The sequence below is a fragment of the Streptomyces sp. NPDC058665 genome (assembly GCF_042714995.1).
GTDB lineage: Bacteria > Actinomycetota > Actinomycetes > Streptomycetales > Streptomycetaceae > Streptomyces.
This window is the reverse complement of the sequence record NZ_JBHXRX010000009.1, coordinates 79,777-100,473: the sequence shown is the minus strand read 5'-3', so window position 1 is coordinate 100,473 and position 20,697 is coordinate 79,777. Positions and strand designations below refer to the sequence as shown.

The window sequence follows — 20,697 nt, the reverse complement described above, 5'->3', positions numbered from 1 at the left end:
GCGGCCTGAGGGGCCTCGTGGGGCCCCGTAGCCCGGCGGCGAACGGCCTAGGCGCCGATGAGCTTGGCGAACTTCTCCTCGTACGCCGTCTCTTCCTCACCGCTCAGCGAGCGGAAGGCGTGGGACTGCGAGGCCATCGCCGCGTCGGGGAGGATCAGCGGGTTGGACGCCATCGACTCGTCGATCTTCGCGAGCTCCGTACGGACGCCTTCGACGGGGCAGACGTAGTTGATGTACGCCGCGAGCTGCGCGGCGATCGGAAGCTCGTAGTAGTGGTCGATGAGCTTCTCGGCGTTGGTCTTGTGCCGGGCCTTCGCCGGGACCAGCAGGTTGTCGCTGGAGATCATGTAGCCGGACTCGGGGATGGCGAACTGGATGTCCGGGTTGTCCGCCTGGAGCTGCACGATGTCGCCGGCCCAGGCGACGCACGCCGCGATGTCGCCCTTGCTGAGGTCCGCCGTGTAGTCGTTGCCGGTGAAGCGCCGGATCTGCTTCTTGTCGACGGCCTTCTGTATACGGGCGACGGCGCCGTCGAAGTCGTCGTCGGAGAACGACGCCGGGTCCTTGCCCATGTCGAGCAGCGTCAGCCCGATGGAGTCGCGCATCTCGGAGAGGAAGGACACCCGCCCCTTCAGGTCCGGATCGTCGAGCAACTGCGAGATGGACTCGATCTTGCGGCCCCCCGTCGCCTTCTTGTTGTAGGCGATGACGGAGGGGATACCGGTCCACGGATAGGTGTAGGCACGCCCCGGATCCCAGTCGGGCGAGCGGAACTGCGGGGACAGATTCGCGAACGCGTGGGGCAAGTTGGCGGGATCGAGCTTCTGCGCCCAGCCGAGCCGGATGATGCGGGCGGCGAGCCAGTCGGTGACGCAGATGAGATCGCGCCCCGTGTCCTGGCCGGCCGCGAGCTGCGGCTGTATCTTGCCGAAGAACTCGACGTTGTCGTTGATGTCCGCCGTGTACTTCACCTGGATCCCGGTGCGTTTCGTGAACGCCTCCAGGGTGGGGAAGCTCTTCTCGTCCTCGCCGACATCCATGTATTCGGTCCAGTTGGAGAAGACGACGCGCTTCTCCTTCGCCGAGTGGTCGGTGGAGGCGGGGCCGCCGCCCTCGCTCTTCGCGGGCGGAATCCCGCAGGCGCCGAGGCCTGCCACGCCGCCGATCGTGAGCGCCCCGGCGCCGGTGGCACGCAGCAGCGAACGACGGCTGAGCGCGCCCCGTCCGTTGCTCAGGCTGCGACGCGTCGCGGCTATCTGTGCCGCGGAGAGACGGCCGGGCTCGTACTGCTCCATGGGCGGTGCCCTTTCGGATGAGGAGAGGGTGCGAAGAGTTAGAGACGGTCCCCGAAGATTGTGCGGTGCCAATCCTTCCTGGCGACCGCGGTGTTGTCGTACATCACATGTTTGACCTGCGTGTACTCATCGAACGAGTACGCCGACATATCTTTTCCGTAACCACTGGCCTTGTAGCCGCCGTGGGGCATCTCACTGATGATCGGGATGTGGTCGTTCACCCAGACACAGCCGGCCTTGATCTCGCGGGTGGCGCGCCCCGTGCGGTATACGTCGCGGCTCCAGACGGATGCGGCGAGGCCGTACGGGGTGTCGTTGGCGAGCCGGATGCCCTCGTCGTCTGAGTCGAAGGGCAGAACGACCAGGACGGGGCCGAAGATCTCCGACTGGACGATCTCGCTGTCCTGGGCGGCGCCCACGACGAGAGTGGGACGGTAGTACGCGCCGTCGGCGAGATCGGCACCGTCCGGGGCGGAGCCGCCGGTGACGACGCGGGCGTAGCCGCGGGCGCGGTCGACGATGCCGGCGACGCGGTCGCGGTGCGCGTGCGAGATCAGCGGCCCCATGTCGGTCGACGGGGCGAACGGGTCGCCGAGGCGCACCGTCTCCATCAGCGCCGCGACGGCGCTCACGAACGTGTCGTAGAGCGGACGCTGGACGTAGGCGCGAGTGGCGGCCGTGCAGTCCTGCCCCGTGTTGATGAGCGCGCCTGCGACGGCGCCGTGTACGGCGGCCTCCAGGTCGGCGTCGTCGAAGACCAGGAACGGGGCCTTGCCGCCGAGTTCCAGATGCAGGCGTTTGACGGTGGCCGTGGCGATCTCGGCGACGCGCTTGCCGACGGCGGTGGATCCGGTGAAGGACGTCATGACGACATCGGGGTGGCCCACGAGGCGCTCGCCCGCGTCGGGGCCCGCCCCGTTGACGATGTTGATCACACCGTCGGGGATGCCGGCCTCCTGCGCCGCCTGGGCGAACATCAGCGAGGTGAACGGCGTCAGTTCGGACGGCTTCAGCACGATCGTGTTGCCCGCCGCGACAGCCGGGAGGATCTTCCAGGCGGCCATCTGGAGCGGGTAGTTCCAGGGGGCGATGGAGCCGACAACGCCGATCGGTTCGCGGCGTACGTAGGAGGTGTGGTCGCCGCTGTACTCACCCGCGGACGCGCCCTCCAGATGACGAGCGGCGCCCGCGAAGAAGGCTGCGTTGTCCACGGTCCCCGGTACGTCGAATTCCGCAGACAGCTTGATCGGCTTTCCGCACTGGAGCGACTCGGCCTCCGCGAATTCCGTGGCCCGTTCGGCGAGTACGGCGGCGAAACGGTGGAGTGCGTCGGAGCGCTCCCCCGGGGTCGCGTCGGCCCAGCCCGGGTACGCGGCGAGCGCGGCGGCGACCGCCGCGTCGACGTCGGCGGGCCCCGCCAGTTCGTACGTGAACAGTTCTCGGCCCGTCGCGGGGTCGACCACGGCGTGCGTACGGCCCGAAGTGCCGGGCCGCAGCCGGCCGTCGATGAACTGCGCACCGTCCGCGAAGCGGTCCCGCGCGGGGAAGCGGTTGCCCATGGCGCCCTCCGTATTGAGGCTGTCTTCCGGCCGTCGCCGCTGTCGCCTCAGTTGATCCGAAGCCGCGAGTGTTGTTCTGGCTTGAATTGAGTGCCGATACTGACAGAGCATGAGGCGACCAACAAGTGATTCCGTTGTTGCCTTTTGGTTACGCGACGGAATCGGTTGACCATGTGTCGCTCCACCGCCTTGATCGGCAGACGGACTGTCAGTGGTGGCTGCCACACTCACGTGCATGGGGATGATCACGGTTACAGAGCTGATCGACCGTTCCGGTCGCGGCGTGAAGGTGAAGTATCTGCACTTCTGGGGGCACGCCCCGCGGCCGGACGGCGTGATCGGAGCGAGCTGCCTGAGCCAGTGGTGGCGGTCGCCGTTCACGGTCGACGGGGTCGAGTACGCGACGGCGGAGCACTGGATGATGGCCGCCAAGGCCCGGCTCTTCGACGACGCGGAGGCGGAGCGGGCCGCACTGGCCGCGTCCGGTCCGGCGGTGGCGAAGAAGGCGGGGCGGCTGGTGCGCGGGTTCGACGAGGCCGTGTGGGAGCGCGAGCGGTCCGGCATCGTCGTGGAGGGGAACGTGCACAAGTTCCGGCAGGACGACCGGCTGCGCGGCTTCCTGCTGGCCACCGGTGACCGGGTGCTCGTCGAGGCCAGTCCGATGGACCGGATCTGGGGCATCGGACTGGCCGCCGACGACGAGCGCGCGCAGGATCCGGCTCGCTGGCGCGGGCTCAATCTGCTGGGCTTCGCTCTGATGGAGGCGCGCGAACGGCTCCGGGGGGAGGCGGCTGGGGTCTGACCGTCGCGAAGACCGCCGGAGGGACGTGCGGGCGGAGAGCTTCCCGGCGGGCCCGGCGCGGTCGGATCAGCGGCCGGCGTCTACGAGAAGCATCGCGGAGTAACCGCCGGTGCCGCTGTCGAAGTCGTCGTTGTTGTCGTTGTTGTCTTCGTTGATCGCGTCGGTGATGCCCCAGATGATGAGACCGATGACGACCACGCCGATGACGATCCCGATGGTGCCCATGATGATCCCGGAGAGCGCCTGCCCCCTGTTGGTGGCCTCACCCCGCTCGGCGCGCTTCTTGCCGACGACCCCGAAGATCACAGCGAGGATGCCCAGGATGATCCCGACGACGCCGTAGAGGCAGAAGAGACAGATCGACAGAATGCCCAGCGTCATCGCGGCGATGCCCATGCCGTTCGCGGGCGCGGACCAGGAGCCCTGGCCGTATCCCGGATAGCCGGGGTACGCCTGGTAGCCGGGGTACGGAGGGCCGCTGGGCGTGCTCGGGTAGCCGTACGGACCGGAAGCGGTCGGCGCCGGCCCCCCGGGTGCTATCGGCGGCGGCGGTACGGCTCCGAAGGCCGCCCCGACGGGAGCGGCGGGAGCGCCGGGCTCGGCCCCCGCGCCGGGCATCGCGGTGACAGTCGGCTGGTCGTAGACAGGCCGCACCGGAGGTTCGTCCTGAAGGTGGCCGGGCACCTGTTCCGGCTTGCCCAACGGCACGTTGTGCTCCGGCGGCGCCCAGGGGTCGCTCGGCGCGTTGCCCCCCGGCGGCTGCCCGCTGCTGTCTGACATGGTCCTCCCCCATCGTGATTCCGTCATGCTAAGGCCTCTGCCGGGCGCGCCACCCGCCCCGCCTACGATGATCCGTGTCCAGTACAGCCCTGGGCAGGGGGACGTCCTGCCCGGCGGACGGCGACACCCTTTCCGCCGCCGCTCAGCACGCGGAGGACCCGATGACCGACCTTCTTCCCTTCATCGCAGGGCTGCCCAAGGCCGAGCTGCATGTCCATCACGTCGGCTCGGCCTCGCCCCGTATCGTCTCGGAACTGGCCGCCAGGCACCCGAATTCCAAGGTGCCGACCAGCCCGGAGGCGCTGGCCGACTACTTCGTCTTCACCGACTTCGCGCACTTCATCGACGTCTACCTCTCGGTCGTCGACCTGCTGCGCACGCCGGAGGACGTCCGGCTGCTGACGTTCGAGATCGCCCGTGACATGGCCCGGCAGAACATCCGCTACGCCGAGCTGACGATCACCCCGTTCAGCTCGACCCGGCGTGGCATCCCCGAGAAAGCCTTCATGGAGGCGATCGAGGACGCGCGCAAGTCGGCCGAGGCCGAGTTCGGAGTCGTACTGCGGTGGTGCTTCGACATTCCGGGCGAGGCCGGCATGGAGGCCGCGGACGAGACCTTGCGGCTCGCCGTCGACCTCCGCCCCGAGGGGCTGGTGTCCTTCGGTCTCGGCGGTCCGGAGATCGGCGTACCGCGGCCTCAGTTCAAGCCCCACTTCGACCGGGCGATCGCCGAAGGGCTGCACTCCGTGCCGCACGCCGGAGAGACGACGGGGCCTGGCACCGTGTGGGACGCCATCAAGGAACTGAGCGCCGAACGGATCGGTCACGGCATCAGCTCCGCCCAGGACGTGCAGTTGATGGCGTACCTCGCCGAGAACCACATCCCTCTGGAGGTCTGCCCCACCTCCAACATCGCGACGCGGGCGGTAACCGACATCGAACTGCACCCGATCAGAACACTGGTGTCCGCGGGCGTTCCGGTGACGGTCAACAGCGACGACCCGCCCATGTTCGGCACTGACCTCAACAACGAGTACGCGGTCGCGGCGCGGCTGCTTGAGCTGGACGAGCGGGGGGTGGCGGTGCTCGCGAGGAACGCCGTCGAGGCGTCGTTCCTCGACCGGGCGGGCAAGGACCGGCTGAACGCCGAGATCGACACGTACACCGCGCAGTGGCTCGCCAAGTGACGGCCGCACGGGGCGCCGTACGGGGCGGGGACGGCGGTGCGGTGCGGTCGCGCCCCGTCGTGGCCGTGGGGCACCGGGGCGACCCGTACCGCGTTCGTGAGAACACCCTGCCGTCGGTCCGCTCCGCCCTGGAACGGGGCGCGGACGCCGTGGAGATCGACGTACGTGTCACGCGCGACGGGGTGCCCGTGCTGCTGCACGACTCCTCGTTGAAACGGCTCTGGGGACATGACCGGGCGGTCGCCGACATCACTCACACCGATCTGAACGACCTGACACGGGGCGGCGTGCCGACGCTCCAGGAGGTGCTGCGAGCGCCGGGGCCGGTGTCGGAGGCGCGCCTGATGGTGGATCTGCCGGACTCCAGGAAGGAGACGGTGGACGCGGTGGTCGAGACGGTGCGCGAATGCGGTGCCGGAGATCGGGCGTACTACTGCGCGGGCGCCGAGGCGATGCTCGCCGTACGGGCCGCGGACCCGGGAGCCGAAATCGCGATGACGTGGCAGTCGTTGGCACCGCCGCGCCCCGCACTGCTGGAAGCGGTGCGGCCCCGCTGGCTCAACTACCGCTTCGGTCTGGTGAGCCGGGAGCTGACGGAGCGGGTCCACCGCGACGGGTTTCTGGTCTCGGCCTGGACAGCAGACACGGGGCGGAGCATGCGACGCCTGGTCGGGGCGGGAGTCGACTCCATCACCACGAATCGCATCGACACGCTGGCGAACCTGCTCCGTAGCGACCGGCTGAGCAGGCCGAAGGCGTAAGGAACGCGGGGCCGGGCGGGCCGGGCCGGCCCCGACCCGCCCAACCACCGAGAACGGGGCCCGAGTTGAGCGGTTTCGGACGCCCGGCGCCCGACAGCGGTGGCCGTGGCGCCCGCCCGTAGCCGCAGAGCCGGCCCTCGTACAGCCGGCGCGGGGTACGGACGACGAGCGTGTCGGTACCCCGCCCCGAGGCGACTTCAACTCAGGCGACGTCCCCGCGAGTTGCCCCGCGGAGTCGCACGCCGACGACGGCACCCCGGCCAGTTCGGCGACTCACGCGCCCCTCACGCGTCGAGCGACGTCATCACGTGCTTGATACGGGTGTAGTCGTCGAAGCCGTACGCCGACAGGTCCTTGCCGTAGCCCGACCTCTTGAAGCCACCGTGCGGCATCTCCGCGACCAGCGGGATGTGCGTGTTGATCCACACGCACCCGAAGTCCAGGCTCCTGGACATCCGCATCGCGCGCCCGTGGTCCTTCGTCCACACCGAGGAGGCGAGGGCGAACTCCACCCCGTTCGCGTACTCCAGCGCCTGCGCCTCGTCCCTGAACGACTGGACCGTGATGACCGGCCCGAACACCTCGTTCTGGATGATCTCGTCGTCCTGCTTGAGACCCGAGACGACCGTCGGCGCGTAGAAGTACCCCTTGTCGCCGACCCGGTGCCCGCCCGCCTCGACCTTGGCGTGGGCCGGCAGGCGCTCGATGAAGCCCGAGACGTGCTTCAGCTGGTTCGCGTTGTTCAGCGGCCCGTACAGCACGTCCTCGTCGTCCGGCGCCCCGGTCTTCGTCTCCGCGGCTGCCTTCGCCAGCGCGGCCACGAACTCGTCGTGGATCGCCTCGTGCACGAGGACACGGCACGCCGCCGTACAGTCCTGCCCGGCGTTGAAGAAGCCGGCCACGGAGATGTCCTCGACGGCCTTGGCGATCGCCTCGCTGTCGAGGTCCTCGAAGACCACGACGGGCGCCTTGCCGCCCAGCTCCAGATGGACCCGCTTGACGTCCCTGGAGGCCGACTCGGCGACCTGCATCCCGGCCCGTACGGAGCCGGTGATCGAGACCATCGCCGGAGTCGTGTGCTCGACCATGGCGCGCCCGCTGTCGCGGTCGCCGCAGATGACGTTGAAGACGCCCTTGGGCGCGATCGCGCCGATGATCTCCGCGATCAGAAGCGTGGAGGCGGGGGTGGTGTCCGACGGCTTCAGTACGACGGTGTTGCCCGCCGCGAGCGCCGGGGCGAACTTCCACACGGCCATCATCATCGGGTAGTTCCACGGCGCGACCTGTGCGCAGACGCCCACCGGCTCACGGCGCACGATGGAGGTGAAACCGTCCATGTACTCGCCGGCCGACCGTCCTTCGAGCATCCGCGCCGCCCCCGCGAAGAAGCGGATCTGGTCCACCATCGGCGGGATCTCTTCGGTGCGGGTCAGTTCGAGGGGCTTGCCGGTGTTCTCCGACTCCGCGGCGATCAGGTCCTCGGCGCGCTCCTCGAACGCGTCCGCGATCTTGAGCATCACCTTCTGGCGCTCGGCCGGGGTGGTGTCGCGCCAGGCGGGGAACGCCGCGGCGGCGGCCGCCATGGCGGCGTCGACGTCGGCCTGGCCGGAAAGCGGGGACGTCGCGTAGGCCTCGCCCGTGACCGGGTTGACCACCTCGATGGTCCGCCCGTCGGCGGCGTCCCGGAACTCCCCGTTGATGTAGTTACGCAGACGGCGCAGCTCGGTGGTCACTGCCACCCCTCCTTACAGATGTCATGCCCGGATGTCCGATGGGTGAGATACCCACCCTAAGCGTTCTGCCGACGCTTTCGACAGGCCCGATCCCTCCCGGCTTCGGATTCAGTCTTATTCGAACCCTCACACAACGAATTTCATCGCTTCGGGGTTGCGAGACGGGCGAGTCGCGGTGCACAGTGAGCCGGTGGCCAGTCGCAGCGCAGACCCCAGGAACGGGCACGGAAACGGATCGCCGCCGGCGATCGACGCCGTGTCCCTCGCGATCATCGAACAGCTTCAGGAGGACGGACGGCGCCCCTACGCCGCGATCGGCAAGGCGGTCGGCCTCTCCGAGGCAGCCGTACGGCAGCGCGTCCAGAAGCTGCTCGACCAGGGGGTCATGCAGATCGTGGCGGTGACCGACCCGCTGACCGTCGGCTTCCGGCGCCAGGCGATGGTCGGCATCAACGTCGAGGGCGACCTCGACCCGGTGGCCGACGCGCTGACAGACATGGACGAGTGCGAGTACGTGGTGATGACCGCGGGCTCCTTCGACCTGATGGTGGAGATCGTCTGCGAGGACGACGACCACCTGCTCGACGTCATCAACAAACGGATCCGCGCGCTCCCCGGCGTGCGTTCCACCGAGAGCTTCGTCTACCTCAAGTTGAAGAAGCAGACCTACATGTGGGGAACCCGATAGCCGTGAGCAAGGACCTCTCCAAAACCGCTTACGACCACCTGTGGATGCATTTCACCCGCATGTCGTCGTACGAGAACGCACCCGTGCCCACCATCGTGCGTGGTGAGGGCACCTACATCTACGACGTCGACGGCAAGCGCTACCTGGACGGTCTCTCCGGCCTGTTCGTGGTCAACGCGGGCCACGGGCGCCACGAGTTGGCGGAGACCGCCTACAAGCAGGCCCAGGAACTCGCCTTCTTCCCCGTGTGGTCCTACGCCCACCCGAAGGCGGTCGAGCTGGCCGAGCGGCTGGCCCACTACGCGCCCGGGGACCTCAACAAGGTCTTCTTCACCACCGGTGGCGGCGAGGCCGTCGAGACCGCCTGGAAGCTCGCCAAGCAGTACTTCAAGCTGACGGGCAAGCCCACCAAGCACAAAGTCATCTCGCGCGCCGTGGCCTACCACGGCACGCCGCAGGGAGCGCTGTCCATCACCGGACTGCCCGCCCTCAAGGCCCCGTTCGAACCGCTGGTGCCGGGCGCCCACAAGGTGCCGAACACCAACATCTACCGCGCGCCGATCCACGGCGACGCCCCGGAGGCCTTCGGCCGCTGGGCCGCCGACCAGATCGAGCAGCAGATCCTCTTCGAAGGCGCGGACACGGTCGCCGCCGTCTTCCTGGAGCCGGTGCAGAACGCGGGCGGTTGTTTCCCGCCCCCGCCGGGCTACTTCCAGCGGGTTCGCGAGATCTGCGACCAGTACGACGTACTGCTCGTCTCAGACGAGGTCATCTGCGCCTTCGGCCGGCTGGGGACGATGTTCGGCTGCGACAAGTTCGGCTACGTGCCGGACATGATCACCTGCGCCAAGGGCATGACGTCGGGCTATTCGCCGATCGGTGCCTGCATCATCTCCGACCGTCTCGCCGCGCCCTTCTACGAAGGTGACAACACCTTCCTGCACGGCTACACCTTCGGCGGCCACCCGGTCTCCGCGGCCGTCGGTCTCGCCAACCTCGACATCTTCGAGCGCGAGGGCCTCAACCAGCACGTGCTGGACAACGAGGAGGCGTTCTTCTCGACGCTGCGCAAGCTCCACGACCTGCCGATAGTCGGCGACGTACGGGGCGACGGCTTCTTCTACGGCATCGAACTGGTCAAGGACAAAGTCACCAAGGAGTCGTTCACGGACGAGGAGACGGAGCGCGTCCTGTACGGCTTCCTCTCCAAGGCTCTGTACGACAACGGGCTGTACTGCCGCGCCGACGACCGCGGTGACCCGGTTGTACAGCTGGCGCCGCCGCTGATCTCCGACCAGTCGACGTTCGACGAGATCGAGCAGATCCTGCGCACCGTCCTGACGGAAGCCTGGACGAAGCTCTGATCACCGCGACGTACGGGGCGGCGAAGGGCGGGTACGGGGCGGTTTTTATCGCCCCGTGACCCCGCCCCGTACCAGCCCCGTAGCTCCGCCGTGTTGCCCCGCGCCGCGCTTCAGCCGCACGACGGCCCAGGTGCCCCCGTTCGAGTGCAATGGGGGCCACCTGGGCCGTGTGCTGTCCGCCCATCTCGTTATGGATCTTTACGGTGCAGTGACCGATCGGCTTCGCCTTCGTTCCCCCCGGACGGGGCGCGGTACGTCAGCTCTGATCCGAGCCTGATCCGAACCGAGGTGTACGCCATGGTTGCCCCGCCGGACAACGACGTGCTCTGGGCGCGTTCCCTGCACCATTCGCACAACGGCTCGCCCGCGCTCAGCGGCGTCTCGCTCGGTGTGCGCGAGGGCGAGATCCTCGCCGTCGGCGGCGCGCGCGGCAGCGGCAAGACGACCCTGCTGCGGTGCCTCTCGGGCCAGCTCGTTCCCAGGGAGGGCGAGGTCTATTTCAACAGCACCGCCGTCCACACGATGCCTCCGGTGCTGCGGGAACGGCTCCGGCGCGACCGTTTCGGCTGGATCGACTCCGATCCCGTCCTGGTCCCGGAACTCACCGCGTGGGAGAACGCCGCGCTCCCGATGCTGCTGCGCGGATCCTCCCGCCGTGCCGCGAAGGCAGCGGCCATGGAGTGGCTGGAGCGGGTCGACATCGGTATGTGCGCCCGCAAGCGCCCGCACGCCCTGCTCCAGTCGCAGCGCCAGCGCGTGGCCATCGCCCGCGCCCTGGTGAGCACGCCCTCCGTACTCTTCGCCGACGAACCGACGGCGCCGCTGCACGCCGCCGACCGCGCCCATGTCCTGCGCACGCTGACGACCGCGGCGCGCTCCCACCGCATCACCGTCGTGCTCGCCACCCTTGACGAGGAGGTCGCGACGCTCGCCGACCGCACCGTCGTCCTGGTCGACGGCCGCCGCGTGGACGCGCTGCGACCGGCCGAGGCGGAAGGCCAGGCAGCGTGCTCGCTCTCCGTCTAGCCCGCGGCAGCCACCCCCTCGTCCTGTTGCGCCGTCTGCTCGTCGCCGCGGCGTCGGCGGGGGTCGGCTTCCTTCTGCTGTGCACGCTGGGCTGGGCCATGAACCACCCTGCCGGATCGATGCTGCGCCTGCTGTGGTGCGTGCTCCCGCTCGCCGCCACGGTTCAGTTCGCCGTCGCCGTCGCCCGTACGGACCCGAGCACCCGGCCGCGTCCGGGGCTTTCGGCCGTGGGCCTCGGCCCGGCGCACTTCGCCGCCCTGGCCGCCGCGTCGACGACCCTGTCCTGCACGCTCGGCAGCGTGGTGGCGCTGTTGTTCTTCCTCCACCTGCGCGGTGACCTCACGGGGCTTCCCTTCGACGGCGCGGCATCCGATCTGCTCGGCGCGGGGCAGCCGTTGCCGCTCGCCGCCGCCCTCACGCTGCTCGCCGTCGTGCCCGTCCTCGCTTCCCTGGCGACCGGATTCGCCCTGCGCCCACGCAGGTCGCGGCCGGTCGACGGCGCCGAGCCCGAGCGGCCGGCGAAGCCCAAACCCGCCCCGTCGGGGCTCCCTTGGGGCGTGGCGCTCACCGCTGCCGGGCTCGCCGTCGAGACCTACGCGAGCCGGGGCGGCTCGGGGGCGCCGCTGCCGCTGCCGGGACGTTTCGAGGGCAGCCCCGCCGGCGTCCTGGCCGGCTGGTCCCTGACTGCGCTGGGCCTGGCTCTGGCGGGCCCCGGTATCGCCTACCTCTGCGGCCGCCTCCTGCAGATGCTGCGCCCCGGCGCGACCCGGCTGCTCGCGGGGCGTGTGCTGATGGACGAGGCGGTGCGGATCGGCCGCCCGCTGGGCGTTGTCTGCGCCGTGGTCTCCGGGGGATTCGCCGCCGCGGCCCTGTACGGCCCCGGCGACCCACGTCCGTTCGGACCGCTCACCGGCCTCGGCGCCACGCTCATCGTGGGCTGCACCGTCGCGACGCTGCTGACGGCGGTCCTGGAGGCCAGGAACGCCCGTACGGAGACGACGGCGGCGTTGGTACGGGTGGGCGCCCCCACGGTGCTGCTGCGTGCCGCCGCCGCGCTGCGGGCGGGCGCGCTGCTCGCCGTTTTCGGCCCGCTGACGTGGTTGATCGCCGCGCTCGCCGCCGTACCACTCACCGGCTGAACCGGCTGCCTTCCCCTACTGCGCCCCCGCCCTTGCGAGGGGCGCCCTATCGTGTCCCGCATGGCTTACGGCGAGGGACACGACGGACATGACGCACAACAGGCGGCGGCGCGGGGCCGCAGGGGCTCTGGGAGCACCGGGCCGACGGCCTGGACCGCGAGATCGAGACCCTCGACGAGTTCGACCGCGTGGTCCTGGGCGGGACCCTCAGCGGCTACCGGATCCAGTCGGTCGACCTGACAGGCCGTACGCTCGCCCTGCTGTCCACCGACACCTCCCAAACCGTCTTCCTGGGCTGCCCAATGGCACCGGACGCCGCGGCGAAGATACGGGCTGACGGGGCGCTGGTCTTCCCACCCGTCCCGCACCTCCCCTTCGACCCGTACCGGGGCCTGCTCTACACGCCCGAGCATCTCTTCGAAGGGCTGGACGACGGCGGGTACGAGGTCACGCCGGACGCGCTCGCCTACGACTGGTTCCAGCGGACCAAGGCCGACGGCGACATACTCAGCTCGATGCTGAGGTCGGTCCACGACGACGCGATCTCGGACGCGCTGGACGAACTCCTGGTCGGCGCGCGGGTCGTCGGCGTGATGGGCGGCCACGCCATGGCACGGGGCACCGACGCTTACACGGGGGCTGCGCGCCTCGGCCGCGACCTCGCCCGTACGGGGCTGACTGTCGCGACCGGCGGCGGCCCCGGCGCCATGGAGGCCGCCAACCTCGGGGCGTACGCCGCCCCGCATCCCGACGAGATGCTGGACGAGGCCCTCGAAATCCTCGCCAAGACACCTTCGTTCAGCCCGTCGATCTCCGACTGGGCGCGAGCCGCCTTCGAGGTACGGGGCCGCTGGCCCGGGGGCGCCGGGTCGGTGGGAATCCCCACCTGGTTCTACGGCCACGAGCCGCCGAACGCCTTCGCCGGCCACATCGCGAAGTACTTCGCCAACGCGACCCGTGAGGACGGTCTGCTCGCCCGTTGCAACGCCGGCGTCGTCTTCCTGCCCGGCGCCGCAGGCACCGTCCAGGAAGTCTTCGACAACGCGACGCCGAACTACTACGAGTCACGCGGCGAACCGACGCCCATGGTCCTGGTGGACCGCAGGCACTGGACGGAGAAGCTGCCCGCCTGGCCGCTGCTCACGTCGCTGGCGCGGGAGCGCTCGATGGAATCCCGCATCGCGCTCGTCGACTCGGTGGCCGAGGTGCCCGACGCCCTGGCCCGACTCTTGGCTTGACCCGCGGAGCTCGGGGCGGACGACGTTCGTCAGTCCGCCCCGTTGCCGCCTGTTGGAGCCGCGCCCTCTTCGGCGTCTGCCGGGTCCGGTTCGGCGTCGTCCAGGACCACCACGTCCTCAGCCGCGAAGGAGACCCCGACCGTAGCCCCCTCGTCGGGCACATCTCGAAGGGTGCACTCCGCCTCCATCTCCGGCCCGTCGGTGGGGCGGAGCAGGACGGCGACGTGGCTGCCGCGGAAGGTGCGCGCCCCGACCGTGCAGCGCAGTCCGTCCTCGGGAAGGCCGATCCGTACCCCGGCGGGTCGTACCAGGAGCGCACGGGGCCCCTGGGGTGAGCCGACGGGCACGGGGATCTTGCCCCAGGGTGTGTCGGCGACATCGCCGTGCACCGTGGCGGCCACGACGTTGTCGAACCCCAGGAAGCGCGCGACGAACGCGGAGGCCGGACGCTGCCAGACCTCGACGGGTGTGCCGCTCTGGGCGACGCGTCCGTCGCGCATCACCACGACCCGGTCGGCGAGCGCGAATGCCTCGCCCTGGTCGTGTGTGACGGCGAGCACCGTCGTACCCAACTGGGCGAACACGCCGCGCAGTTCCACGACCAGGCGTTCGCGCAGACTCCGGTCGAGCTGGCCGAGCGGTTCGTCAAGCATGAGCAGCCGGGGGCGCGGGGCGAGCGCCCGCGCCAGCGCCACACGCTGCTGCTCGCCACCGGACAGCGCTGCTACGGCGCGCCGCTGGGCGCCAGGCAGGCCGACGAGGTCGAGCAACTCGGCGACATGTCGCTGCTGTTGACCGCGTGGCTCGCCACGCATGCGCAGCCCGAAGGCGACGTTGCCGCCGACGTCACGCTGCGGGAAGAGCTGGTGGTCCTGGAACATCAGCCCGACACCCCGCCGGTGCACCGGCACCCCCGCCTGATCTGCGCCCTCCAGCAACACCCGCCCCGTGTCCGGCGGTTGAAGGCCGGCGACGACGCGCAACAAGGTGGACTTGCCGCTGCCACTCGGCCCGAGGACACAGACGATCTCGTGCGCCGCGATCTCCAGATCCACCGAGTCGAGCGCCGTACGGTGCCCGAATCGCACCGTCACGTCCTCAAGAGTGAGCAGGGCCATCAGAACTCTCCGGAACGGTCGGTACGGATACGTTCGAGCACCAGCAACGACACCGCGCACACCACCATCAGCACCGTGCTCAGCGCCATCGCCTGCCCGTAGTTGAGATCACCGGGCCGCCCCAGCAACCGCGCGACCGCCACTGGCAGCGTCGGCCGGTCCGGTCGCGCGATGAAGACCGTGGCACCGAACTCACCGAGCGAGACCGCGAAGGCGAATCCGGCGGCCACCAGCACCGCTCGCCGCACCACCGGCAGATCGACCTCCCGCCACACGCGCAGCGGCGACGCCCCAAGAACCGCTGCGGCCTCGCGCAACCGCCCGTCCACGGCACGCAGGACCGGAAGCATGGTCCGTACGACGAAGGGGACCCCCACCAACGCCTGGGCCAGCGGCACCAGGATCCACGACGCCCGCAGGTCCAGCGGCGGCTTGTCGAGCGTGATCAGGAACCCGAAGCCGACAGTGACCGCCGAGACGCCCAGCGGGAGCATCAGCAGCGCGTCGAAGCCCCGTACGAGGCGCCCCGCCCGCCTGAGCGCTGCCGCGGCGAGCCCGCCCACGACCAGGGCGATGACGGTGGCGACGAGGGCGTAACGCAGGGAGTTCCAGACCGCTTCCAGCGGCGGGACGAGAAACGTGCCGCCGCTCGCCTCCACCGATCGCAGCGCCCGGTAGTAGTCGAAGCCGTACCCGGCCGGGCCGTCGAGCGACCGCTCGATCAGCACGCCGAGAGGCAGCAGGATCAGCAGGAGGACGGTGCCGAGCACGCCGGCGAGCAGCGCCCACTGGCCGACTCCGCGCGGTCTGCGCACCGTCTGCGCGGGATCGACCAGTTTCAGGGCGGTCTCCCGCCTCCGTACGGTCCAGGCGTGCAGCGCCAGGATCGCGCCGACGGCGGCGAACTGGACCATCGTCAGAACGGCGGCCGTGGGCAGATCGAGCAGTCGCGCGGTCTGCCGGTAGATCTCCACCTCCAAGGTGGAGTACGCGGGACCGCCCAGGATCTGGACGATACCGAAGGAGGTGAAGGTGAAGAGGAAGACCATCAGCGCAGCGGCCGCCACGGCGGGGCCCAACGCGGGCAGCGTGACCCGCCACCACGCCGCGAGCCGCCCGGCACCGAGTACCCGTGCGGCCTCCTCCTGACGTGGGTCCAGTTGCGCCCAGAGGCCACCCACGGTGCGGACGACCACCGCGTAGTTGAAGAAAACATGCGCGGCGAGGATCGCCCACACCGTTGTGTCCGCCCGTATGCCCCACAGTTCGTCGAGCAGCCCGCCGCGCCCCAGCAGCGCGAGGAACGCCGTGCCGACGACGACGGTCGGCAGGACGAACGGCACCGTCACGACGGCGCGCAGGAGCTGTTTGCCGGGGAACTCGAAGCGCGCGAAGACGTAGGCACCGGGGAGCGCGATCAGCAGGGTGAGGGCGGTGGAGACGGCGGCCTGCCATGTCGTGAACCAGAGCACCTGCCCGATGTCGGGCCGGCTCAGTACGTCGCCGAATCTGCCCCAGTGCCAGGAGCCGTCGGCCTTCAGCCCGCGGCCGACGATCGCGGCGACGGGGTAGGCGAAAAAGACGCCGAAGAACGCGACGGGCACGGCCATGAGGCACAGCCGTCCGGCACTCCCCCGGCGCCGCGCCGCACGCACCGCGCCCTCGGCGTCCCCGCCCCGTATGCGGCCCGGCCCGCCCTTCCGCGCGGCGTCCGCGCCTACTTGACGACGAGTGAGGACCACGACTGGATCCACTCGTCACGGTTCTTGGCTATCTTCTCCGGAGCCACGGTCTGCGGCTTGTCGACGACGGCGCCGTGGTCGGTGAAGAGCGCGGGAAGCTTCGCACCGTCGACGACCGGATTCACGAACATGTTGAGCGGCATGTCCTCCTGGAAGGTCTTGCTCACCAGGAAGTCCAGGAGGGCCTTACCTCCCGCCTCGTTCTTCGCCCCCTGGAGCAGACCGGCGAACTCGATCTGGCGGAAGCAGGTCCCCGTGGCGACGCCGGTCGGCGCATCCTTCGGCTGGGGTTCGGCGTACAGGACCTCGACGGGCGGGCTCGACGCGTACGAGACGACGAGCGGGCGCTCCGCCTTCGCCTTCTTGCCGCCTGCGGAGCCCGAGAAGTCCTCGTTGTAGGCCTGTTCCCAGCTGTCGACGACCTGGACGCCGTTGGCCTTGAGCTTCTTCCAGTAGCCCTGCCAGCCGTCGTCCCCGTACGCGGCGACAGTGCCGAGGAGGAAGCCGAGGCCCGGCGAGGACTGCTCAGCGTTCTCGACCACAAGGAGGTCCTTGTAGGCGGGCTTCGTCAGGTCGGCGAAGGACTCCGGCGGCGTCAGCTTCTTGTCCGCGAAGTACGCCTTGTCATAGTTGACGCAGATATCGCCGGTGTCGACGGGCGTGACACGGTGCTCGGCGTCGTCGAGCCGTACGTCGGCGCGGACCTGGTCGAGGCCCTTCGCCTGGTGCGGCGTGAACAGGCCGTTGTCGAGAGCGCGCGAGAGGAGGGTGTTGTCGACGCCGAAGAAGACGTCGCCCTGCGGCGAACCCTTGGTGAGGATCTCCTTGTTGAGCGCCTCGCCGGCCTCGCCGCTCTTCAGCACCTTGAGGGTGTAGCCCGTCTTCTCGGTGAACTCCTTCAGTACGGAGTCCGAGGCGGCGAACGAGTCATGGGCGACAAGTGTCACGGTCTTGGCCTTCGTGCCGTCCGAGGATGTGGAGTCCTCTGACCCGCCGCCGCACGCGGCGAGCGTGGAGACTCCCAGCGCCGCGGCGACGGCGCCCACCGCCATCTTCTTCGTGGTACGCAACTGAATTCCTCCTGGGATGTCCAGGAGAAGACGCGGCCCTGCCCCGCACCGGCGGACCGGAGCGGGGCAGGGCGCAACAGCATGAGTGATGACCGAACTTCCTACCCAGAATGACCTGGGCAAGGTTCAGAGGGTCTGCGACCGTGAGGCTCTTCCCGAGCCTCTGCCGCACTCTCAGCGCTGTGGCGCTCCCCTGTCGGAATATGTAATTCGTTCGAAGCCCAGGGTACATGGACCCCAACGGGGCCCCTAGGCCGCGCTCAGCGCTCCGTCGCCGCCAGCTGACCGCAGGCCCCGTCGATCTCCTGACCGCGGGTGTCGCGCACCGTTACGGGCACCCCGTGGGAGGCGATGGCCTCGACGAAGGCCTTCTCGTCCTCGGGGCGCGAGGCGGTCCACTTCGAGCCGGGCGTCGGGTTGAGCGGAATCAGATTGACGTGCACCCGCTTCCCCTTGAGCAGCCGTCCCAGCAGATCACCCCGCCACGCCTGGTCGTTGATGTCGCGGATCATGGCGTACTCGATGGAGATGCGGCGGCCCGACTTCTCCGTGTACTCCCAAGCGGCGTCCAGCACCTCCCGCACCTTCCAACGGGTGTTGACCGGCACGAGGGTGTCGCGCAGTTCGTCGTCGGGCGCGTGCAGAGAGACGGCGAGACGACACTTGAAGCCCTCGTCGGCGAACCGCAGCATCGCGGGCACCAGGCCCACCGTCGAGACGGTGATGCCCCGTTGCGAGAGACCGAGACCGTCCGGCTCGGGGTCGGTCAGCCGGCGGATCGCCCCGACGACGCGGCGGTAGTTGGCGAGTGGTTCGCCCATGCCCATGAAGACGATGTTGGACAGCCGGGCGGGCCCGCCGGGGACTTCGCCGTCGCGCAGCGCGCGCATGCCGTCCACGATCTGGTGCACGATCTCCGCCGTGGACAGGTTGCGGTCGAGGCCCGCCTGCCCCGTGGCGCAGAACGGGCAGTTCATGCCGCACCCCGCCTGCGAGGAGATGCACATGGTGACCCGGTCCGGGTAACGCATCAGGACGGACTCGACGAGCGTGCCGTCGTGCAGTCGCCACAGCGTTTTACGGGTGGTGTCGTCGTCGCAGGAGATGTGCCGGACCACGGACATCAGGTCTGGCAGCAGCTCCGTGGCCAGCCTCGCGCGCGCGGCGGCCGGGATGTCCGTCCACTCGGCGGGGTCGTGCGCGAACCGCGCGAAGTAGTGCTGCGACAGCTGCTTGGCACGGAACGCTTTCTCGCCTAGCGACGCGACGGCCTCACGGCGCTCTTCCGGCGTGAGGTCGGCGAGATGCCTCGGCGGCTTCTTGGCGCCACGGGGCGCGACGAACGTGAGCTCTCCGGGGTTGGGCGGTGCCATGAGCTGTTTTCTCCTCGGTACGACGAGGCCGGTGTTCCCCGCCGGCTGCGGGAGGGACATGGGCACACTGCCGGTGCCAGGAGACCTCATGTGACGGGCTCCGCGACCGCGGAGCGCAGTAAGGCCCGCCGTCCAGGACGGCGGGCCTTACCAGGGTAACCGGTACGGACAGGGCTCAGCCCGAGCCGACGAAGACCACCAGCAGCAGCCACACCACCGGGGCCGTAGGCAGAAGCGAGTCGAGGCGGTCCATGATGCCGCCGTGACCGGGCAGCAGCGTGCCCATGTCCTTGATCCCGAGGTCCCGCTTGATCATCGACTCACCCAGGTCCCCGAGCGTGGCACTGGCCGCCACGGCGAGACCGAGCAGCAGCCCTTGCCACCAGGTGCCGTCCTCGATGAGGAACTGCATGCACAGCGCGCCGGCCGCCAAGGCGAACCCCACGGCGCCCAGGAGGCCTTCACGGGTCTTGCCGGGGCTGATGCGCGGCGCCAGTTTGTGGCTGCCGAAGCGCCAGCCGATCGCGTAGGCACCGGTGTCACTGACGATGGTCAGAACCAGGAACGTGAGCACACGCTGCGCGCCGTCGTCCGCCTTGAGCATCATCGCGACGAACGTCGCCAGGAAGGGCACGTAGAACGCCGCGAAAACACCCGCCGTCACGTCCTTGAGATAGCCCTCGGGCGGCTCCGTCATACGCCAGGCGAGCACGGCGAGCGCCGTGAGCGCCGTGGCGACCCAGGCGCCTTCCGCGCCCCGTACGTAGCCGGCGACCACCATCGCCGCACCACCGACCGCGAGCGGGACAAGGGGTGCCTTGATGCCCTTCTTCTCGTCGAGCCGGGAGGTCAACTCCCAGAGCCCGACGACGACGGCGACCACTATGACGCCGATGAAGACGGCCTTCACGATGAAGAGGGACGCCACGATCACCGCGCCAAGTCCCACACCGACACCTATGGCCGCCCGGAGGTCGCGGCCTGCCCGCTTCTTCGGCGGGGGTGGCGGAGGGGCGGACATGGGCTCCTGCGGCGTTTCGTCACGGAACAAGGGGCCGCCCGGCCGAGCAGCCCCCCGGTCGTCATCCTGGAACCCGCCGCTCGCGGGTACGTCGGGCACGATGGGCATGGGCCGAGTCTGCTGTGCGTCAAGCTCATCGTATGCGGGACCCGCCGGGGCAGCCCCCTGGTCAGGCGGTCCCCAGTAACCGGCAGTCGGCGGGGCCCCCCAGGAAGAGTCGTTCATCAGACCTCGAGCAGCTCGGCTTCCTTGTGCTTGAGCAGCTCGTCAACCTGGGCGACGTACTTCGCCGTGATGTCGTCGAGCTCTTTCTCCGCGCGGCGGCCTTCGTCCTCGCCGACCTCGCCGTCCTTGATCAGCTTGTCGATCGTCTCCTTGGCCTTGCGGCGTACGGAGCGGATCGAGATCTTCGAGTCCTCCGCCTTGGTCTTGGCGACCTTGATGTACTCCTTGCGGCGGTCCTGCGTGAGCTCGGGGAACACCACGCGGATGATGTTTCCGTCGTTGCTGGGGTTCACTCCAAGGTCGGAGTCGCGGATGGCCTGCTCGATGTTGCGCAGCGCGCTCTTGTCGAACGGGGTCACCACGGCCATGCGCGGCTCGGGCACCGAGAACGAGGCCAGCTGGTTGATCGGGGTCAGGGCACCGTAGTAGTCCGCCACGATCTTGTTGAACATCGCCGGGTGCGCACGACCGGTGCGGATCGCGGCGAAGTCCTCCTTGGCGACCAGGACGGCCTTCTCCATCTTCTCCTCTGCTTCGAGGAGGGTCTCTTCGATCACCACTTGCTCCTGCGTGTCT

18 protein-coding genes and 1 riboswitch are annotated in these 20,697 nt (G+C 69.5%); of the genes, 8 read left to right on the top strand and 10 right to left on the bottom strand.

Annotated features, from left to right (window positions below; translation table 11 throughout):
• Nucleotides 1-47: 47 nt before the first annotated feature.
• Both ACFWV8_RS08195 and ACFWV8_RS08190 read right to left on the bottom strand, forming a co-directional pair.
• Complete coding sequence (locus ACFWV8_RS08195) at nt 48-1,295, bottom strand: PotD/PotF family extracellular solute-binding protein (RefSeq protein ID WP_384198927.1); 1,248 nt, start codon at nt 1,293-1,295, stop codon at nt 48-50.
• A 38-nt stretch (nt 1,296-1,333) separates the two neighbouring features.
• A complete protein-coding gene (locus ACFWV8_RS08190) occupies nt 1,334-2,854 on the bottom strand; it encodes a gamma-aminobutyraldehyde dehydrogenase (protein WP_384198926.1) in 1,521 nt (506 codons plus the stop codon).
• 241 nt (nt 2,855-3,095) lie between these two features.
• On the opposite strand from ACFWV8_RS08190, the gene ACFWV8_RS08185 reads away from it, so the two are divergent.
• Entirely contained in the window at nt 3,096-3,656 is a 561-nt protein-coding gene (locus ACFWV8_RS08185) for an NADAR family protein (RefSeq protein WP_384198981.1), read from the top strand.
• Nucleotides 3,657-3,722: 66 nt separating this feature from the next.
• Here the strand turns inward: ACFWV8_RS08185 and ACFWV8_RS08180 are convergent, their stop codons facing one another.
• Nucleotides 3,723-4,436, bottom strand: coding sequence for a DUF4190 domain-containing protein (locus ACFWV8_RS08180; protein WP_384198925.1), 714 nt, complete (start codon nt 4,434-4,436; stop codon nt 3,723-3,725).
• A gap of 161 nt (nt 4,437-4,597) precedes the next feature.
• Between ACFWV8_RS08180 and ACFWV8_RS08175 the strand changes: the two genes are divergently transcribed.
• Both ACFWV8_RS08175 and ACFWV8_RS08170 read left to right on the top strand, forming a co-directional pair.
• The gene (locus ACFWV8_RS08175; RefSeq protein WP_384198980.1) at nt 4,598-5,623 is read left to right on the top strand and encodes an adenosine deaminase; all 1,026 of its coding nucleotides are present in this window, start codon (nt 4,598-4,600) and stop codon (nt 5,621-5,623) included.
• Nucleotides 5,620-6,384: a glycerophosphodiester phosphodiesterase gene (locus ACFWV8_RS08170; RefSeq protein ID WP_384198924.1), complete on the top strand. Its 765-nt coding sequence runs from the start codon at nt 5,620-5,622 to the stop codon at nt 6,382-6,384. The genes ACFWV8_RS08175 and ACFWV8_RS08170 overlap by 4 nt, the downstream gene beginning before the upstream one ends.
• A 284-nt stretch (nt 6,385-6,668) precedes the next feature.
• Here the strand turns inward: ACFWV8_RS08170 and ACFWV8_RS08165 are convergent, their stop codons facing one another.
• Nucleotides 6,669-8,117 carry a gamma-aminobutyraldehyde dehydrogenase gene (locus tag ACFWV8_RS08165; RefSeq protein WP_384198923.1) on the bottom strand — a complete coding sequence of 483 codons (1,449 nt, stop codon included), beginning with the start codon at nt 8,115-8,117 and terminating at the stop codon, nt 6,669-6,671.
• A gap of 175 nt (nt 8,118-8,292) precedes the next feature.
• Here ACFWV8_RS08165 and ACFWV8_RS08160 point away from each other — a divergent pair, with 175 nt between their 5' ends.
• From ACFWV8_RS08160 to ACFWV8_RS08140, 5 genes are all read left to right on the top strand, one after another.
• Entirely contained in the window at nt 8,293-8,805 is a 513-nt protein-coding gene (locus ACFWV8_RS08160; RefSeq protein ID WP_329380906.1) for an Lrp/AsnC family transcriptional regulator, read from the top strand.
• Nucleotides 8,790-10,169 (top strand): aspartate aminotransferase family protein, encoded by a 1,380-nt coding sequence (locus ACFWV8_RS08155; RefSeq protein WP_384198922.1) that lies wholly within the window; start codon nt 8,790-8,792, stop codon nt 10,167-10,169. Before ACFWV8_RS08160 ends, ACFWV8_RS08155 begins: the two co-directional genes overlap by 16 nt.
• A 297-nt stretch (nt 10,170-10,466) precedes the next feature.
• Nucleotides 10,467-11,195 (top strand): ABC transporter ATP-binding protein, encoded by a 729-nt coding sequence (locus ACFWV8_RS08150; RefSeq protein ID WP_384198921.1) that lies wholly within the window; start codon nt 10,467-10,469, stop codon nt 11,193-11,195.
• On the top strand, nt 11,177-12,334 hold the full coding sequence (locus tag ACFWV8_RS08145; protein ID WP_384198920.1) for a hypothetical protein: 1,158 nt from the start codon (nt 11,177-11,179) through the stop codon (nt 12,332-12,334). The genes ACFWV8_RS08150 and ACFWV8_RS08145 overlap by 19 nt, the downstream gene beginning before the upstream one ends.
• A gap of 188 nt (nt 12,335-12,522) precedes the next feature.
• Complete coding sequence (locus ACFWV8_RS08140) at nt 12,523-13,572, top strand: LOG family protein (RefSeq protein WP_384198919.1); 1,050 nt, start codon at nt 12,523-12,525, stop codon at nt 13,570-13,572.
• 29 nt (nt 13,573-13,601) lie between these two features.
• Here ACFWV8_RS08140 and ACFWV8_RS08135 read toward each other — a convergent pair whose 3' ends face one another.
• The 6 genes from ACFWV8_RS08135 to frr form a co-directional block, all read right to left on the bottom strand.
• Nucleotides 13,602-14,690: an ABC transporter ATP-binding protein gene (locus ACFWV8_RS08135; RefSeq protein WP_384198918.1), complete on the bottom strand. Its 1,089-nt coding sequence runs from the start codon at nt 14,688-14,690 to the stop codon at nt 13,602-13,604.
• Nucleotides 14,690-16,300 carry an ABC transporter permease gene (locus tag ACFWV8_RS08130; protein ID WP_384198979.1) on the bottom strand — a complete coding sequence of 537 codons (1,611 nt, stop codon included), beginning with the start codon at nt 16,298-16,300 and terminating at the stop codon, nt 14,690-14,692. Before ACFWV8_RS08130 ends, ACFWV8_RS08135 begins: the two co-directional genes overlap by 1 nt.
• A 107-nt stretch (nt 16,301-16,407) precedes the next feature.
• Nucleotides 16,408-17,502 (bottom strand): thiamine ABC transporter substrate binding subunit, encoded by a 1,095-nt coding sequence (locus ACFWV8_RS08125; protein WP_384198917.1) that lies wholly within the window; start codon nt 17,500-17,502, stop codon nt 16,408-16,410.
• A gap of 80 nt (nt 17,503-17,582) precedes the next feature.
• Nucleotides 17,583-17,707: riboswitch (TPP riboswitch) on the bottom strand.
• 55 nt (nt 17,708-17,762) lie between these two features.
• The gene (gene rlmN, locus ACFWV8_RS08120; RefSeq protein WP_384198916.1) at nt 17,763-18,875 is read right to left on the bottom strand and encodes a 23S rRNA (adenine(2503)-C(2))-methyltransferase RlmN; all 1,113 of its coding nucleotides are present in this window, start codon (nt 18,873-18,875) and stop codon (nt 17,763-17,765) included.
• 175 nt (nt 18,876-19,050) lie between these two features.
• Nucleotides 19,051-20,121, bottom strand: coding sequence for a phosphatidate cytidylyltransferase (locus ACFWV8_RS08115; RefSeq protein ID WP_384198915.1), 1,071 nt, complete (start codon nt 20,119-20,121; stop codon nt 19,051-19,053).
• The gene (gene frr, locus ACFWV8_RS08110; RefSeq protein WP_384198914.1) at nt 20,121-20,678 is read right to left on the bottom strand and encodes a ribosome recycling factor; all 558 of its coding nucleotides are present in this window, start codon (nt 20,676-20,678) and stop codon (nt 20,121-20,123) included. The genes ACFWV8_RS08115 and frr overlap by 1 nt, the downstream gene beginning before the upstream one ends.
• Nucleotides 20,679-20,697 lie beyond the last annotated feature (19 nt).